Annotated in this window: 14 protein-coding genes and 1 pseudogene; 4 read left to right on the forward strand and 11 right to left on the reverse strand. The window is 61.4% G+C overall.

Features of this window, described 5'->3' with window-relative positions:
* Nucleotides 1–138 precede the first annotated feature (138 nt).
* On the reverse strand, nucleotides 139–684 hold the full coding sequence (locus FGE05_RS28925) for a TetR/AcrR family transcriptional regulator (protein ID WP_218938881.1): 546 nt from the start codon (nucleotides 682–684) through the stop codon (nucleotides 139–141).
* Between the two features lie 458 nt (nucleotides 685–1,142).
* On the opposite strand from FGE05_RS28925, the pseudogene FGE05_RS30555 reads away from it, so the two are divergent.
* Together FGE05_RS30555 and FGE05_RS30560 are read left to right on the forward strand one after the other, a co-directional pair.
* Nucleotides 1,143–1,910 (forward strand): annotated as a pseudogene (locus tag FGE05_RS30555) (MCP four helix bundle domain-containing protein); the annotation flags it as partial.
* A gap of 69 nt (nucleotides 1,911–1,979) precedes the next feature.
* On the forward strand, nucleotides 1,980–2,768 hold the full coding sequence (locus tag FGE05_RS30560) for a methyl-accepting chemotaxis protein (protein WP_373682532.1): 789 nt from the start codon (nucleotides 1,980–1,982) through the stop codon (nucleotides 2,766–2,768).
* Between the two features lie 92 nt (nucleotides 2,769–2,860).
* Here FGE05_RS30560 and FGE05_RS28935 read toward each other — a convergent pair whose 3' ends face one another.
* The 7 genes from FGE05_RS28935 to FGE05_RS28965 form a co-directional block, all read right to left on the reverse strand.
* A complete protein-coding gene (locus FGE05_RS28935) occupies nucleotides 2,861–3,046 on the reverse strand; it encodes a DUF1289 domain-containing protein (protein ID WP_139650334.1) in 186 nt (61 codons plus the stop codon).
* A 27-nt stretch (nucleotides 3,047–3,073) separates the two neighbouring features.
* Nucleotides 3,074–4,000 (reverse strand): CDF family Co(II)/Ni(II) efflux transporter DmeF, encoded by a 927-nt coding sequence (gene dmeF / locus FGE05_RS28940; protein WP_257225750.1) that lies wholly within the window; start codon nucleotides 3,998–4,000, stop codon nucleotides 3,074–3,076.
* A gap of 8 nt (nucleotides 4,001–4,008) precedes the next feature.
* Complete coding sequence (locus FGE05_RS28945; RefSeq protein ID WP_139650336.1) at nucleotides 4,009–4,284, reverse strand: metal/formaldehyde-sensitive transcriptional repressor; 276 nt, start codon at nucleotides 4,282–4,284, stop codon at nucleotides 4,009–4,011.
* 230 nt (nucleotides 4,285–4,514) lie between these two features.
* Nucleotides 4,515–5,294 (reverse strand): hypothetical protein, encoded by a 780-nt coding sequence (locus FGE05_RS28950; protein WP_139650337.1) that lies wholly within the window; start codon nucleotides 5,292–5,294, stop codon nucleotides 4,515–4,517.
* Between the two features lie 62 nt (nucleotides 5,295–5,356).
* Nucleotides 5,357–7,249 (reverse strand): FUSC family protein, encoded by a 1,893-nt coding sequence (locus FGE05_RS28955; RefSeq protein ID WP_139650338.1) that lies wholly within the window; start codon nucleotides 7,247–7,249, stop codon nucleotides 5,357–5,359.
* Between the two features lie 65 nt (nucleotides 7,250–7,314).
* Nucleotides 7,315–8,223 carry an HlyD family secretion protein gene (locus FGE05_RS28960; protein WP_139650339.1) on the reverse strand — a complete coding sequence of 303 codons (909 nt, stop codon included), beginning with the start codon at nucleotides 8,221–8,223 and terminating at the stop codon, nucleotides 7,315–7,317.
* 10 nt (nucleotides 8,224–8,233) lie between these two features.
* Complete coding sequence (locus FGE05_RS28965) at nucleotides 8,234–8,422, reverse strand: DUF1656 domain-containing protein (RefSeq protein WP_139650340.1); 189 nt, start codon at nucleotides 8,420–8,422, stop codon at nucleotides 8,234–8,236.
* A gap of 126 nt (nucleotides 8,423–8,548) precedes the next feature.
* Between FGE05_RS28965 and FGE05_RS28970 the strand changes: the two genes are divergently transcribed.
* Nucleotides 8,549–9,343, forward strand: a complete 795-nt coding sequence (locus FGE05_RS28970; RefSeq protein WP_139650341.1) for a helix-turn-helix domain-containing protein — start codon at nucleotides 8,549–8,551, stop codon at nucleotides 9,341–9,343.
* Between the two features lie 155 nt (nucleotides 9,344–9,498).
* On the opposite strand, the gene FGE05_RS28975 is transcribed toward FGE05_RS28970, so the two are convergent.
* The 3 genes from FGE05_RS28975 to FGE05_RS28985 all read right to left on the reverse strand — a co-directional run bounded on the left by FGE05_RS28975 (nucleotide 9,499) and on the right by FGE05_RS28985 (nucleotide 12,599).
* Complete coding sequence (locus FGE05_RS28975) at nucleotides 9,499–10,110, reverse strand: aspartyl/asparaginyl beta-hydroxylase domain-containing protein (RefSeq protein ID WP_024780235.1); 612 nt, start codon at nucleotides 10,108–10,110, stop codon at nucleotides 9,499–9,501.
* Between the two features lie 117 nt (nucleotides 10,111–10,227).
* A complete protein-coding gene (locus tag FGE05_RS28980; RefSeq protein ID WP_139650342.1) occupies nucleotides 10,228–11,598 on the reverse strand; it encodes an MFS transporter in 1,371 nt (456 codons plus the stop codon).
* On the reverse strand, nucleotides 11,595–12,599 hold the full coding sequence (locus tag FGE05_RS28985) for a cupin-like domain-containing protein (RefSeq protein ID WP_139650343.1): 1,005 nt from the start codon (nucleotides 12,597–12,599) through the stop codon (nucleotides 11,595–11,597). Before FGE05_RS28985 ends, FGE05_RS28980 begins: the two co-directional genes overlap by 4 nt.
* A gap of 363 nt (nucleotides 12,600–12,962) precedes the next feature.
* Between FGE05_RS28985 and FGE05_RS28990 the strand changes: the two genes are divergently transcribed.
* Nucleotides 12,963–16,502, forward strand: a 3,540-nt coding sequence (locus FGE05_RS28990) for a non-ribosomal peptide synthetase (RefSeq protein ID WP_139650344.1), incomplete at its 3' end; no start/stop codon positions are given.

Raw genomic sequence — 16,502 nt, forward strand, 5'->3', positions numbered from 1 at the left:
TCGCGATTTACATCAGCATCTCAACAATCCAGCTATGCGAACGGATACGAGCAGCCACGCAGACTAATATGCGTCAGGGGCATATTTGAACCGCACGTCTTGCGAAGATGTCAGAAAGTCACTTTCTTGAAGCGACACCTATTCAATCAGCAACTGTGCAACTTTTTTTGCGTCATCGACGGCACTGTAATCGCCCATCACGCGCGCCATGGTGATTGCGCCTTCGATTAATATGAGCAGTTGTCTCGCCAAGACGACTGGGTGCTCCGTATTCAACTGCTCGGTCAGCTCGAGTGTGTAATTGAGTAATTTCTGCTTATGCAGTTTGGCAATATGGCGAATAGGATCATCGGGATCCCCAACTTCTCCGGCTGTATTAATGAAAGCGCAGCCTCGAAATCCGTCTGACTCAAACCATCCCTTGAGCACCGTGAATATATTGAGAATACGCTCTTGCGGAGTATCCGCTCTGTCGCATTCCGTTCTGAACCATTGCATCCAACGTACATCACGAGCATTCAGTGCAGCAGCTGCCACTTCATCTTTGGTCGAAAAATAGCGATAAATACTTTTGCGAGCGACACCTGAGGTCTTCACCAGAAGATCCATGCCCGTCGCATGAATGCCATTCTGATAAATAAGTTTCTCAGCGGTCGTTAGAATCTTTTCTCGGGTATCTGTCATTTTCATCTCCACGGACTCAATGTAGAACGATCGTTCTCCTCGGTCAAGCCTCGCTTGAATTTTTTTTGAGCGACTGTCGAGCACTGACGATACGAGGGACCGCATAGCCGGGCCTGATGCATCCAGTCTGCGACAAAAAACCTTGTCGCTCAGTTTCTCGAACTGCACTGGCCTGCTTTTTCTGCTGCATCAGCCCCAGCTCTTTGATGGTGTTGGCAGCAAACTCGATGAACGCTGAATGTCCGCTTCTGGCCACTTTCTACCACTCGCGAGAGGCTACAGCCGGCCAGAAGCCTGGAGTCGCTCCAGCGCTGCTCGACTGAATCTCGGGCCATCTCATGATTCTCAAAAAAACCACAAACAGCTCACAAAATTTTCATCCGCTTTCGCCAACCCTGTAATCGCTGGCGAAGGGCCAGCTCTCGAAGGCGTTACGTGGTACGCCACCGGAGCCAAACATGAATTTGAGATCGCTCAATATCGCGCGCAGAGCCGCATTCTGCTTCGGTGCTATCACCTTGCTTTTGATCGGGCTGGGAGGCTTCTCCTACGTTCAAGTCGGCCAATTGCGCGCCGCAGAACAAGACATAGAAGAAAAATCACTGCCTAGCATTCAAGTGGTCGATGACATTCAAATTGCACTTCTGCACGCTCGCCTCGAGAGCATCAGAATGCTGGCCAGCACCGACCCCTCAGTCAAAAGCGCGTCGCAAGCCAAAGTACGACAAGCCATGGAGACCCTGCAGTCGCGCAGCGAATACTATCGGCAGAATCTGATTACAAGCGATGAGGACCGCGCGCAGCTCAATGACGCTCAAATCGCGATGAACACCTACATCGATGGATTGAAGCAAGTCATTGCATTGGACACTTCCGACCATGACAAGGCCGTTGCCTTAGCCAACTCCGAGCAGGCAAACCGCGCCACGGCCTATCAAGAAAAACTCACGCTCATGCGCGAGCTGAACGCAAAAGAGACGGAGCAGTCAGGCGCCATTGCAACGGCGGTGTATAGCCATAGCGTCAACGTCCTGATGATTGTGGTAGTCGTCGCGCTGATTCTCACCATCTTCCTCGCTATCGCCTTGACCCGCAGCATTGTCGATCCGATCAATACATCGCTGAAACTGGCTGAAGACATTGCCGAAGGGGATCTGACCCGGCAGCTTGAGGTTACCGGGAAAGATGAAGCATCCCGTCTGATGCAGGCGCTCAACATCATGTCGGAGAAGCTGCGGCGAACTGTCCTGGAGATTTCCGGTGCATCTACGCAACTGAGCACTGCCGCCGTCGAAATGACGTCCATTACTGAAAGCGCTGACCGGACATTGCAGCAACAGAACAGCGAAATCGAGCAAGCCGCTACCGCAGTCAACGAGATGAGTGCGGCCGTTGAAGAAGTGGCTCGCAATGCTACGTCAACCTCTCAGGCAGCCCAGCAGTCGAGCCTGTCGGCAGACTTGGGCAATGAACGTGTGACTGAAACCCTGGCGGCCATGCGCAACCTGACGAGCCTGGTAGAAGGTTCATCCGCACAAGTGCTGGCGCTGGCCGGCCAAGCCCAAGACATCAGCAAAGTGTTGAGCGTCATCCGGGGCATTGCCGAGCAGACCAATCTCCTGGCATTGAACGCCGCCATCGAAGCGGCGCGAGCAGGCGAGCAAGGTCGAGGCTTCGCCGTGGTTGCCGACGAAGTCCGCGCCTTGGCGCATCGTACGCAAACCTCCACCCAGGAAATCGAACAGATGATCGCGGCGATCCAGGCAGGCTCTTCTGCCACGGTGGAGTCGATGCACAAAAGCACCCAGGAGGTGCATAGCACCCGGAAAATTGCCGAAGACGCCGGGCAATCCTTGCAACAAATCACCCATGCCGTACTGGAGATAAACGAACGCAACCTGCAAATCGCAACGGCGTCCGAGCAACAGGCGCATGTAGCACGTGATGTGGATCGAAGCCTGGTCAGTATTCGCGATCTGGCGGTGCAAAGCAGCGAAGGAACCCGTCAAACCCTCATTGCCAGCAACGAGCTGTCGCAACTGGCAGTGAACCTGAACAACCTGGTGCTGCGTTTCAAGACTTGACCACTCGCCGTCTCTCTGGAAGGTCCGGACAGGGGCTTCCAGGGAATCACCGCCTTGGCCCATTTCCAAGCGGGTACTCACCCTTTCCCGGGCTACTTCGCCTTCTTCTTTTTAATGCTTTTCATCCGAGCGGACGCTTTCTGCACGGTGGTGATTTTCTCGGGCCGTTTCATGCTCCGCCATTTGCGTATTTCCTCCCTGGTACGCCCACAACTCACGCACATCTCACTGTTCAACTGACAAAGTGAAACGCAGGGATTTTCAATGTCTTTGGCCATGCTTGTTCCGGAAATAATGGCGAGCGGCTAGTTTCCCACCGTCCTGTATTCGATCGTGAGATGAGTCACCTCATGGACCGCAACCAACGTGGCACGCACCTCATCGGCAGAAAACCCTCGCGGCCCCTGCACGCTGACGATGGCGGCACGCGCTGCAGGTCCCACCCGCCATACATGCAGGTCGGTTATCTGGAACTGGGCTGCTTGATCAAGCAGCTCCCGGATTTCTTCGGCGACGTGCTCATCCGTCTTATCCAGCAGCACCGACGCGGTATCTTGCATCAGGGACCACGCCCAGCGGGCAATGACGAGCGACCCAACAATCCCCATGAGCGGATCGAGCCATACCCACCCCAGGAACCTGCCGGCCAGCAACGCAACGATAGCCATGACTGACGTGACTGCATCGGCGAGCACGTGGACATAAGCGGAGCGCAGGTTGTTGTCCTGGCCGTGGGAGTGGCCGTGATGGCCGTGGGAGTGATCATGGGAATGACCGTGTTCATGACCGCCCCCGGCCAGAAGCAAGGCACTGGCAATGTTCACGAACAGTCCGATGACCGCGATCACGGTCGCCGTTGTGAACTGCACCTGGGACGGTTCGAAAAGCCGAAGGACCGATTCGACTCCGATGCCTAACGAAATCAGGCCAAGGATCAACGCGGAGGCGAACCCTCCCAGGTCACCCACCTTGCCGGTACCGAAACTGTAGGCGGAATTCTCCGAATGCTTGCGTGCGTAAGCATATGCCGCCGCCGCGATTCCCAGTGCGCCGGCGTGGGTTGCCATGTGGAAGCCGTCCGCCAGAAGCGCCATCGAGCCGGTGATGTAACCGGCGGCGATCTCGCCCACCATCATCACGACGGTGAGCGTCACCACCCACAATGTGCGCTTGGCATTGGCGTCGTGGGCGGCACCCAGAAAATTGTGGCTATGAACGGAATGAGTGCTCAAGGTATCTCTCACTTTGAATACCGACGTATGGCTTCGAGCAGTTCCTCTACGCCCTGTGCCCGCTCCTGATCGGTCAGGCCAGGCTTGGCGACATGCTCCCGAGCATGGTCCTCGATGATTTCGTCGAGCAGACCGTTTATCGCCCCACGGGTCGCCGCCACCAGGTGCAAGGTCTTCGCGCAGTCGGCCTCGCCCTCCAGTGCGCGTTCGATTGCCTGTACCTGCCCGGCAATACGCTTCACGCGCTTGAGCAGATCTTCTTTTCCCGCCTGCGCATGCGACATAGCATACCCCCCTACCCTATATTGGCGACGAGCATACCACGTAGACAGGTCTTTCATCAGTTAAGGATCAGACAGCGCAGAACCTGTAGGAGCAAAGCTTGCTCGCGATTGCGGTAAGTCAGTCAGCAACAATGTTGACTGGTCTGTCGCTATCGCGAGCAAGCATTGCTCCTACAGGTTTGTGGCTTGATTGGGATACCAGGGGAGACGCCGCCCGACAGCGCCGATATCTACAAGCCCGCCGCCTGTGCGATCTGCAACCGCCAGTTCTCGGCGTCCTGCCAGTCGTTGCCAAACGACCAGGTTGTCCAGCAAGGCGTGCCGGAGCCGATCTGAAACTGAATCTGCAAGGTAAAGGTGTGGTGGGTCGTACTGGACGTGTAGGTGGTGGAGTTTGACGTGCCTTTGCCGATCTCGCCGCCAAAGTACGTGCTGCTGACCCTTCGCTCACTGTGGGTGGTATGAGTGTTGGAGGTATGGACGGTCTGGGTTTTCTCGTCGACCCGTACCTGACGGACCACCTGCGGCGCATCGATCAGCGCATGCTGGTAGCCGGACACCTCTGAATAGAGATAGAGCAAAGCGGTTTCCGGAAACAGTCCGAGCATGTTCTCGCCGCGAGAGATCCAGCGATACGGCCCCAGGGCCTGTTCGGCGAGGAAGTCCGTGCACGTCTTGTGCAAGACGACGCCGACGTTATCCTGAACGCGCTTGAGTTCGCGACTTTCCTTGCGCCAGAACAACCCCAGCGGCAGGCTGAAGACCCAGGTCACGCACCAGAGCAGTCCCGCGAGAATCGGGCCACCGAAGTAGTGCCCCTGCGCCACCCATTTGATCAGGAAGTATCCACAGACGAGCCCTTGGACGATCTTGAACGGCTTGAGCACCACGCGCTTGCGCTGCGCCAGGCGCTCTTCGGCGGGAGGTATCAGTTGGCGGGCCTGTTCAACGCTTGGGGAAAGTGGAAAGTGGGTGATTTCAGGGCGGGTAGCGATTTCGCCATGGGACATGTGAAGGGTTCCTGTGACTGCCGTGTCAGTGCCGGAGCGGCGTAAAGCGGGCACTATAGCGACTACTGGGCAGGCTGCCCACGCAGGCGTCGGTCAAATGTGCGCTGATTCGCGCTTGCGTAGGTTTCGAGCAACCCCGCCAAAGCCAGGTAGCCAGCCGCCAGGTCATGGGCGTCAAGGCGGGTCAGTGACCTGGACGTTCGACGGGCCTGGACCGCGCTGATCGCTGGATGGGAGGCGTACCGGGAAATCCGTCGGTCGCCCCGTCGCGCGCACTTGCCCACCGATGATTCAGGGTCCAGGTCGCGGGTTTGACGTTGCAGTCGAATCCATTGTCGGCTCAATTGCAGGGCCGTCGAACCAGCCTGCGCAGACTGCTGATCATCTGCCCCCGACAGCGCCTGCAAGGTCACCAATCGGTGCTGCTGCCTTGCCTGCCACTTGAGCAGGTCCATCCGGTGTCCATGACGAAGCAGTCGCCGGGTGTCCTGGAGTATCGCCTTCTTCAGGACGTGCGGGTGGCGGTGGGGTTTTCCCGGCAGTAACAGGAAGGCCAACAGGCATATGGCAAGCGCCACGATCCAGGCGAGAGCCTGGTTGGCGAAGTCGGCGAAGTCGTACTGGGCGGCCAGGCCTGTGCTGACGAGCGTGTTGAAGCCGATCAGATAAGCGATGCCTTGCAGGGCATGACGCGGGCGGGTCGTGGCCTGAATCCCCACGGCCCAGAACGCAATCATCACGACCGTGAGCAACGCGAGCCCGCTGATGTGCGGCAACACCAGGAACTTGCACGCCGCTGCCGCCACTATTGCGTAGACGGTGCCCTCGAAGAAGCGAGCCAGGCCTTGAGCAGGCGCCGGGCTGGTGGCCAGCAAAGTACAGCACGGTCCCGATACCGCCAGCAACGTTGGCCCTTGGTCCCAGGCAGACAGGTACCAGAAAGCCGCGATTGCCAATGTCGCCAACAGCGCTCGCACGCCGTTACGCAGCGCGTCGCCATAATGTCGATGAAAACCCACCGCGCGAGCAGGCATCTGACCCCGATGCTCAAGGCTGGCGAAGCTCGACAAGGCGCTGAACAGGTCTGCCAATTGTTCCTTCAGGCGCTGTTGGCTCGTGTTGTTTTCCGGCAACTGCGCAAGGCGGTGTTGCATCTCCCGGACTTCATCGGCCGCCACGCAAAAGCCCGGCAATGCGTCGGCCAACCGTTGCAGGTCCATGCCCGTTCGGGCGAACGAAGGCGAAACAGGCTGATCGGTCGCGCCTTCGTCCAGAACCACGGCATGCAGATACGCCAGCCCTGCCTGCAGGGCCGCAAGCCTGGAACGGATCAGCAAGGACTCACCTCGGCCGATCCCGAGCAGTTCGTCCACCTTGCTGATGTCGATGGCGAGCGGGCGTTGCGCAATCGCCGGATCCGCACTGTGTTCCCCCTTGAATCGCGTGGCCAGCAACCGCACGGTGCGAGAGCAGACGTCGTGGAGGGCCCGGTTCAGTTTGGGCTCGACGGTCTTGCGGCTGAACAAGGTGGCCACCAGGCTCAGGCTCAACACCCCCAGTGCGACCGCCGTGCAGCGCGCCACGATATGATCGAAACCCAACTGCGGCGTGACGATAGCGGGCCCCAGGGCAAGGCAGACCGTGTAGCCAGCGACGACGGCCGCCGTGGCGTGATAATGCCGAAGCAGGGTCATGGCCCCCACACAGAGACCGAGCCATACCCCGATCCCGAGGATGAACAGCAACATTTTCTGGGCGAACATGCCGGTCAGGAGCAACGCAACGGCCAGTCCCACCACGGTTCCCAGGACCCGATTGAAACCCTTGCCGACCACCGCGCCTTGAAGCGGATGGATCAGCAGCAGCACCGTCGAAGCCGCCGAGAATGGCGCCTCCAGGTGTAACTGGAAGCCTAGCCATAGCGCCAGAGAGGCCGCCGCAAGACTGCGCAACATGTAGCCAGATGCCAGGGGACTCCATGATCCGGCCCATGCGCCGAGCGTTCGCCATGCGCGGCCCTTCACAGGAGCGCCTGAAGCCACTGCGTCAGCCTCCAACGTGGCCCTGCCCCCGCCTCGGCGACCTCGATACTGGCGGTCATCCCGGCTGCCAGCTCCACGTCCGGCGGCACGTGGTCCAGCTCGATCCGTACAGGCACCCGTTGGGCCAGGCGTATCCAGCTGAACGTCGGCGCCACTTGAGGCAAACCATTGTCGCCGCGCTGTTCGTTGCCGTCGGCGATACCCCTGCCCATGCTTGCGACGTGCCCTTCGAGCAACGGCGAAAAGCCCATGAGCTTGATCGACGCCGCAGCGCCCACTCGAATACCCGCCAACTTGGTCTCTTCGAAATAGCCGGTGACCCAGAAGCTATGGCTATCGACCACAAAGATATTGGTGTCACCCGCCGAGGCGTAGTCACCCGGCTGAAGGCGCAGTTGGGTCACGTATCCATCGACCGGTGAGCGAATGGTCGTGCGGTCCAGGTCAAGCCGCGCCTGGGCCAGCTGGCTCTGGGCGGCGTCCAGACGCGCCCTGGCCACCGCCAGATCCCGGGCGGCGTTGTCGATCTCCTCCCGCGCAATGGCATCGCCGAGCTGGTTGCGACGCTTGAGCTGTGCGCTGCGCTGTTCGAAGATACTGCGCGCCTCGGCAAGCTCGGCCGTGCGCTGTTGCTGGGCAAGCAGATAGGCGCTGCGATCGATCTGATACAGCGAAGCGCCCTTGGCGACCCATTGGTTGTCTCCCACGAGCAGTTGTTCAACCTGGCCAGACACCTCGGGGGCGATACGAATGACGTGCGCACTGACCCGCCCGTCCCGCGTCCAGGGTGCCAGCTCATAGGTGCGCCACAACTGCATGCAGAACAGCAGTGCAATCAGGCCGAGCCCAAGGGTTACGAGCATCTTGAGGAAATGATTGATGGTCATCGCGCCGCCCTCAACACTTCAGGACCAGGATCGAGAGGACAATCAGCGACACGAAGAAGCGCGCCATGCTCGGGTGCCAGGTCCAATCCAGCCAATGCCGCATGCTCCGCTCCAGCACGCCGTACACCAGCACTGCGACGCCCAGGTAGAGCAGCAAGGGTGGAAGGTAGAGGTGGGCAATCGTGATTTCGCTCAGCATCGTTGAGTCTCACCGGAGGCAATCACCTTGATGGCCTTGATGACGATGGTAGGGACTGCGAGAACGTGCCGATATTGAGTATGCTGCCAATCTATAATCAAATTCGGACAATCCGGATGGAGTGCCATGGACGAGACGAAACGCTATGCGGTTGATCAGTTCGAACTGGATAGCTTCGACCAGCCCGCCGTCGCGCTGATGTTGGAGAGCCAGCGAAACGACACCGAATTTCCCGTGCACACCCATCGCAAGGGCCAACTGGTGGTGGCTTATCACGGGGGCATCGTATGCACCGTAGAGGATGGTGTCTGGATGGTGCCGTCGGGTTTCGGCGTATGGATTCCGGGCGGTATCGCCCATAGCAACCGGGTGACTGCCAACGGCAAGATCGGCTATTTGTTCGTAGAGCCCGGCGCCGCCGCTCTACCGGAGAAATGCTGCACGCTGGTGCTTTCCCCATTGATCCTGGAGTTGATCCTGCACCTGAGCGCACAGGCCCAGGACTATCCGCCCACCTCTGCCAACGCACGCGTGGCGAGCGTACTCCTCGAACAATTGGCACTGGCCCCTTCGGAACAGCTGTACCTGCCGCTTCCCGCCGCCACGCAATTGCGTTTCATCGCCCGCGGCTTGGCCCAGGACCCGTCGAATCGTTGCACCATGGCCCAGTGGGCACGCCAGGTCGCCATGAGCGAGCGGTCCCTGGCGCGTCTGGTCAAGAGCGAAACAGGGCTGACCTTTGGCCAATGGCGCAAGCAATGGCAAATCATCGTGGCGTTGCAGAGCCTTGCCGAAGGTGAGTCGGTGCAACGAACCGCAGAAGCGCTCGGGTACGAGTCGGTCAGTTCGTTCATCAGCATGTTCCGCAAGACACTGGGCTCGTCGCCGGCGCGTTACATCCGCAGCACCGCGATGCGTTAGCCGGACCCGCGCAAGCCAAGTGCGAACACAGATGCGCCGTGATGCCAGGAGGACGCTCCCTTTCAAGGGAGAGTCCGCTCGCGATGACGTCGGTCCAGCCGGCGATGATATCGGCTGGCACCCCCCCTACGAGCAGACTTGGCCCCACTCAGACCTCACGCCGCCATGTGCTTCTCGCGATAGAACTCAAGATAAAGCACGGTGCGGTGCGCCCGTGAAGCGTTGACGGCGAAGTGGTCGAGGGAGCCGTCGAAGATCACCAGGTTGCCGTTGGTGCTCTGGTTGAAGTTGCCATTGACGTTGAGGTAGGCATAGTTCTGGGTGGTCGGGGCATCGATGGTCAGTTGCATGTGCAACAGGCCTTCTTCCCAAGTGCCGGTGTGCGAGTGGGTGCCAAGGAAAACGTTGGGCTCCATGCGCAGCAAGGCGCAGAGCTTGATGCCGGGGATCTTGCTCAGCAGGTCGATGGTCCCGGGCATGGCGGCGCGGGCATAGGGGATCGGGGTGTCATAGGCGACCAGGCCGTATTGGGTCCATTCCGGCATGACGTCCATGTCATCACCCCAGCCCCAGAGCCAGCCATACTCACCGCCGGCCTCCATGTGCGCGGCCACTTCATCGACGATCTCGGTGATCGACTTGCCCACGCGGTTGATGGTCAGGGTCGGTGCATCGAGGGCCAGGAACTCCTCGCGGATCACTTCCCAGTTGTCGGCCAGGTTCTTGAGGTGCGGAAAACGGCTGGAATCATAAAACGACGGGCGCATAGGTGCTCCTTTTGTTGAGGGTTGTCGATTCCGGTGGCGATGAAGGGCGCAGCGGACCAGCCTGGGAAGGTTGACCCAGCGGGCCCGGCCTGTCTGTCACGGGAATCCGGTACAGCATCACAGCGGGTCGACCTGCGGGCCGTCGGCCATCCGCACCACGGCCACTGGCGTGGGCGCCTCGTCCAGGCGACGCATCGGTCCGTAGAGCAGGACACCCAGCGGCAGTAGCGCAAACAGCGCCCCGGCGACCACGAACAGCATCCCCACGCCACGTCCCGGACCTGTTCCCAGCCAGCGCCCGATCGAATCGGCGTACAGTCCGCCAGGCATCAGCGCCGGCTGGAACCAGTGGTCGACCAGGAAACCGCCGACGATGACGGCCAGACTGGTGGCGGCAATGGTCAACATGCTGATCAAGGCAAACACACTGGCGCGGCTGCCGGCGGGAATCCGGCGCATCCACAGCGCATTCACGCTGGCATCGGCGATGCTGGCCATGGTGATCGCCACGAATGCCAGGGCGCAGTAAGCCACCGCCTGCGAGACCATCCCCAGGGCTACGACGCACCCCGCCAGCAACAGGTCGGCCACCGCCACCATTGCCATCAACCGGCGCGGATTGCCCATGGAAATCAACAACCCCGCACCGGCCAAACCACCCAGCGCCGCCCAGGTATAGGCCATGCCCAGGACCTGGCTGCCCAGGGTCGACAACAGCAACGGCGTCATCATCAAGGTCGCCAGGGCCAACAGCGCGCTGCGCATCATGGTGTACACCAGCAGCCCGGCCATCAGGCGCTCGGCGACGAAGAACTTCAGCGCCGCGGCGACATTGCCCAGGGCTCCGCCGAACACCGTGCCCTTGGCCAGCGCGTCGTGATGGGCCGCTGGCGGCCGCACATGGGAAAACGCCTTGATCACCAACAGCGTGCCGGAGCAGAACGTCACCAGGTCCACCGCCAGGATCGTCACCAGCCCGGCCTTCGCCATGATCGCCCCGGCCAGGAGGGGCGCCACCAGGGCCGAAGCGTTCTTGCTGATGCTGATCAATCCCGAGGCCCGGGTGAACTTATCCGGGGCGACAATCGTGCTGACAGCCGCCTGGTAGGCCGGCTTGCGAAAGGCACTGACAATCGATGCCAGGCAATTGAAGATGTACAGGTGCAACGGCTCCAGACGCTCGAACCAGAGCAACGCCATGACGCCCAGCAGCAGCACCGCCAGGCTGACATCGCAACAGACAATGATGACCCGGTGGCTGATCCGGTCCGCCAGCCCTCCCGCCAGTGGCAGAAAGAGCACCGCCGGCAAGGTGGCCGCCAGTACCACGTTGGCGAACGCCACCGCCGAACCGGTGTGGGTGTACACCCAGACGCCGAGGGCGAACTCCATCAGTGCCGTGCCGATGACCGCCAGAGACTCGCCACACCAGAGGAAATAGAAACCCCGTCCCAGATCGAAGCCCTTGCGGTCGCTCACCAGGCTCATGTGCGCACATCGCGGGACGTGGCGACATCGACCAGCTTGCTCATCAACCGGTAGACCATGGAGTACGCCACCGCACCCACCACCAGGGGCGCGTAGCGGGAAAACAGGTAGTTGCGCAGCACCCGTCTGGCGATGGGCGAGCTGATGTTGCCGCTGACATGCAGAGGTGTCGGGAACGTGGCCGCGACCGTGGCGCCAAATGCGTCGTCCATGGACTGGACCGCATGCCACCAGTAGACCGGGATGTACAACGCATCACCCGGCTCCACCACCGTGCGCAGGGCACGCAGGTCCCGCGTCCCGGGAAAACGCCCGGTATCGATGTCGTACAGGTAGCCCGCTTCCTCGATCACCGGCCGCAACGCCCGCCAACTGGTTTCGTCCGGCGGCAGCAGCAGGACTTCCTTGGCCCCGACCACCTGGGCCATGAACGTCTCGTCGGTGACATGGAAATGCCAATCGGTGTAGGAGTTGCGGTACAGGAAACTGCGATGGGGAGGATAGGCCCGGGTCTTGCCCAACTGAGGCATGAACGGCAGGCCACCGACGTCCTCCTTCAGCCGCTCGATGGCCGAGCCTTCGGAGAAACGGCAACTGTCGGCCACCAGCGGCGAATCGCCCTCGCCCAGGCTGTCGAGGAACTCATGGAACGGCATGTCCCGGTAGACCGTGTTCGCATACTCGGTCAGCTCGGCCTTGACCTTGGGATTGGACCAGCCGATGACCTCCGAGACAATCTGCGAACGAACCACCACGGCACTGTTGTGGGAGTGAGCCTTGAGGTAGTCCAGCCGATTCCACTTATGGAAAGCCGGCCAGTGCCGCACGGCATTCTTGATCAGGCAGGGCCGGTTGCGATTGACGTAGCGGCGGGTGAAATCCTCTTTGGATATCGCCAGCGCATCGATCACTTCGACCGCCCCTGCCTGCGGGTGATTGGGAAAACGGGACAGGCTCCAGAACTTGGAAACCGGACGCTCCGATTCGGCGATCAGTGACATGTTCAACCCTCGCAAACTCACTCAGGGTCGTTGGTATAACAGACTCGCGCGACCACGCCCAAGCGTCGCAAAGCCGCGTTTCCCGCCGTTGTCCCTGCTTCCCATGACAGACATCGGGAAGCGGATCCTCTAATTTTTTCCCACATTGTGAAGGGACATCAGGCGTGACCGGACGGCAGGACGGCCCATCGACAGCCGCACCGCAGCCCCCCGACGCCCCCATCGCATCAGGCGCCTGCCCACGGCCCCGATGTCCCTCCCCACGACTATTTGCATCCGCCGATTGGCAGTCGCCCAGGCCTTCATGCACCGCCATTCGAACGGAGACAAACCTCAATTGATTCTGCCTGCAGGTGCTCCGAAATGGATTCGTCGACCGAAAAGCTGCCCACGCAAGACTGCGCCACCCACGAACTGGCCTCCGTCCAGCAGGGCATCTGGCTCGACCAGATCGCACACCCGGACCTGCCCTACTACAACATCGGCATGTCCCTGGAAATCAAGGGCGAAATCGACATCCCGCTGTTCGAGAAAGCCATCGAGCTGGTCGCCAATAACCATGACGCCCTGCGGCTGAGCTTCAGCCATGAGGGCGGCATCGGCCGTCAACGGGTCTTGCCCGAGGTCAAGGTCAAGCTGGACATCGTGGAGTTCACCGAGGCCGAAGCCGACGCCGGACTGGCGATGGAGTACCTGCGCAACGCTTTCCGCCAACCGTTCCCGGAACTGACCGGCCAACTCTGGGAAGCGCGCATGGTGCGTTGCGGGCCGAACCGTCACTACTGGCTCAACCGTTATCACCACCTGGTCACCGACGGTATCGGTGTGGCGTTGATCGGTCATGCCGTGGGCGCTGCCTACAACGGCTTGCTGGCTGGTAACGACGAAGTCGCCGAAGGGCATTCCTACCTGTCGTTCCTGGAGGACGACCGCGCCTACCTGCAATCGTCACGCTACGAGCGCGACCGCGAGTTCTGGCAGGAAACCTACGCGCAATTGCCGCCGTCGCTGCTGCAACGCCGGGCCGACTTCAAGACAGGCCAGGCCAATGAACTGGCCCCCAGCGCCCAAGTCCAGGCGATGCTGCCACGGGCGCTCTACAACGACCTGACGCAGTTCGCCAGCGAGCGCAGCCTGTCGGTGGCCCACGTGCTGATCAGCGTGGTCGCCACGTATTTCTGCCGGACCGTGGGCGTCGACGAGATGGTCATCGGCATGCCCGTGCACAACCGCACCAACGCTCGCACCAAGGAAACCGCAGGGATGTTTTCCTCGGTGAGCCCGATTCGCCTGCCCGTCGACCTCGACGCCTCGCTGCTGGACCTGATGCACGCCGCCGGCGGCCAACTGCGCCGCTGCTACCGCCACCAACGCTTCCCGATTGCCGAACTCAACCGCATCCTGCGCCTCGCACAGGCAGGGCGTCGGCAACTGTTCGACGTTTCGCTGTCATTCGAAAGCCTGGACGGTGACGACCAGTTCGGCGGCACCTCTTCCACCGTCATCACCATGGACAACGGCTACGAACAGACGCCCATGGCGATCTTCGTGCGTGACTACCACCCATTCGAAGACGTGCACCTGGACTTCAACTTCAACACCGCCTACTACAGCGTGGAAGAAGCCCGCCTGCTGCAACAACGCATCGTCTCGATGCTCGAAGCGGTACTTGAGCAGCATGACACGCCGGTGGGCGACTACCCGCTGATGAGCGCGGCCGAACGCCAGCGCCTGCAAGTCGAGTTCAATGCCACCGCCCGCGAATATCCGCGGGATGTGTTGATTCACACCCTGTTCGAACAGCAGGTCGAGCAACGTCCTCATAACTGTGCCGTGCGCGGCGACAGCGGACCGCTGCTCAGCTACGAACAGCTCAACCGCCAGGCCAACCAGCTCGCCCATCGCCTGATCGAACTCGGCGTGAAGCCGGATGCCAGAGTGGCTGTGTGCCTCAAGCGCAGCCCGGAAATGGTCGTCGCCCTGCTGGGCGTGCTCAAGGCCGGCGGCGCCTATGTGCCCATCGACCCGGACCTGCCGAGTGCGCGCCAAGCCTATATGCTCGAAGACAGTGCCCCCCGCGCTGTACTGAGCAGCCACACCTTGCTGAACCAGTTGCCGCCATTGAATATCCCGGCGCTGGCGCTCGATGACGAGGACGTCCTGAGCGCCCTTCCCACACACAATCCAGATTCGCAGGCGCTTGGCCTGACGCCGCAGCACCTGGCCTACGTGCTCTACACCTCGGGTTCCACCGGCACCCCCAAGGGGGTGATGAATGAACACCTCGGTGTGGTCAACCGCTTGCTCTGGGCCCGTGATGAATACGGCGTCGATGCCAGCGACCGGGTCCTGCAAAAGACCCCGTTCGGTTTCGACGTGTCGGTCTGGGAGTTCTTCCTGCCCTTGCTGGCCGGCGCCGAGCTGGTCATGGCCCGTCCCGGCGGTCATCAGGAACCGGCTTACCTGGCCCAGGTGATGCGCGAGGCGAGCATCACCATGCTGCACTTCGTGCCGTCGATGCTCGACCTGTTCCTGGAGCACCCCGACAACCGTGACTTCCCCGAACTGCGTCGGGTGCTGTGCAGTGGCGAAGCCCTGCCCCGTGCCCTGCAACGGCGTTTCGAACGGCAGCTGGCCGGCGTTGAACTGCATAACCTCTATGGTCCGACCGAGGCGGCCATCGACGTGACCGCCTGGCACTGCCGCCCCAGCGATCCCGGCGAGAGCGTGCCCATCGGCAAACCGATCGCCAACATCCAGATGCACGTGCTCGATGCCCGTGGCAGACCGCAACCGTTGGGTATCGCCGGGGAAATCCATATCGGCGGTATCGGCGTGGCGCGCGGGTATCTCAACCTGCCGCAACTCAGCGCCAAAAGCTTTATCGCCGACCCGTTCAGCAATGCCCCGAACGCGCGGCTGTACAAGACCGGTGACCTCGGTCGCTGGCTCGCCAACGGCGCGCTGGAGTACCTGGGCCGCAATGACTTCCAGGTGAAGATCCGCGGTTTGCGCATCGAGATCGGTGAAGTCGAAGCGGCCCTGGCGCTGTGCCCCGGTGTCCGCGAGGTGGTGGTGATTGCCCGCGAAGACCATCCCGGCCAACCCGAGAGCAAGCGCCTGGTAGCCTATGTCTGCGGCGAACCGGTTCCTGCCGAGCAACTGCGCAGCGCCCTGCTCAAGCACCTGCCCGAATACATGGTGCCCAGCGCCTTCGTGCACCTGGACGCCCTGCCGCTCACCGCCAACGGCAAGCTCGACCGCCGCGCCCTGCCCGAGCCCGGCCTGGAAGCCCTCGCCAGCAAGGCCTATGAAGCGCCGCAAGGTGACACCGAAGTCGCCATTGCCGAGATCTGGAAGAACCTGCTGCACCTGGACCAGGTCGGCCGTCACGACGGCTTCCTCGAACTGGGCGGCCACTCCCTGCTCACCGTGCAGTTGCAAGCCCGCCTGCACCAGGACCTCGGCGCCGAGATCGACCTGCGCACCCTGTTCGCCCAGACCTCCCTGAGCGAACTGGCCCAACACGTCGAACAGGCCGGTCAATCCCGACTCCAGGCAATTGCCGTGGTTTCTCGCGAGCAACCGCTGCCGCTGTCCCTGGCCCAGCAACGCTTGTGGTTCCTCGATCAACTGGACCATGCCGCCAGCGTCGCCTACCACATGCCCGCCGCCCTGCACCTGCGCGGCAGCCTGGACCGAGACGCCTTGCAGCGGGCCCTGGACCGCATCGTCGCCCGCCACGAAAGCCTGCGCACCACCTTCGAGCGCCAGGATGGCGAAGTGCGCCAACGTTTCGCCCCGGCCGACATCGGCTTCGCCCTGGTCGAGCACGACCTGCAAGCCCTGGCCCCCGAAGCCCGGCAACCGGCCGTTGAACAGCTGTCCCAGGAAGAAGCCCGC

It is taken from the genome of Pseudomonas sp. ICMP22404 (genome assembly GCF_006227205.1).
GTDB lineage: Bacteria > Pseudomonadota > Gammaproteobacteria > Pseudomonadales > Pseudomonadaceae > Aquipseudomonas.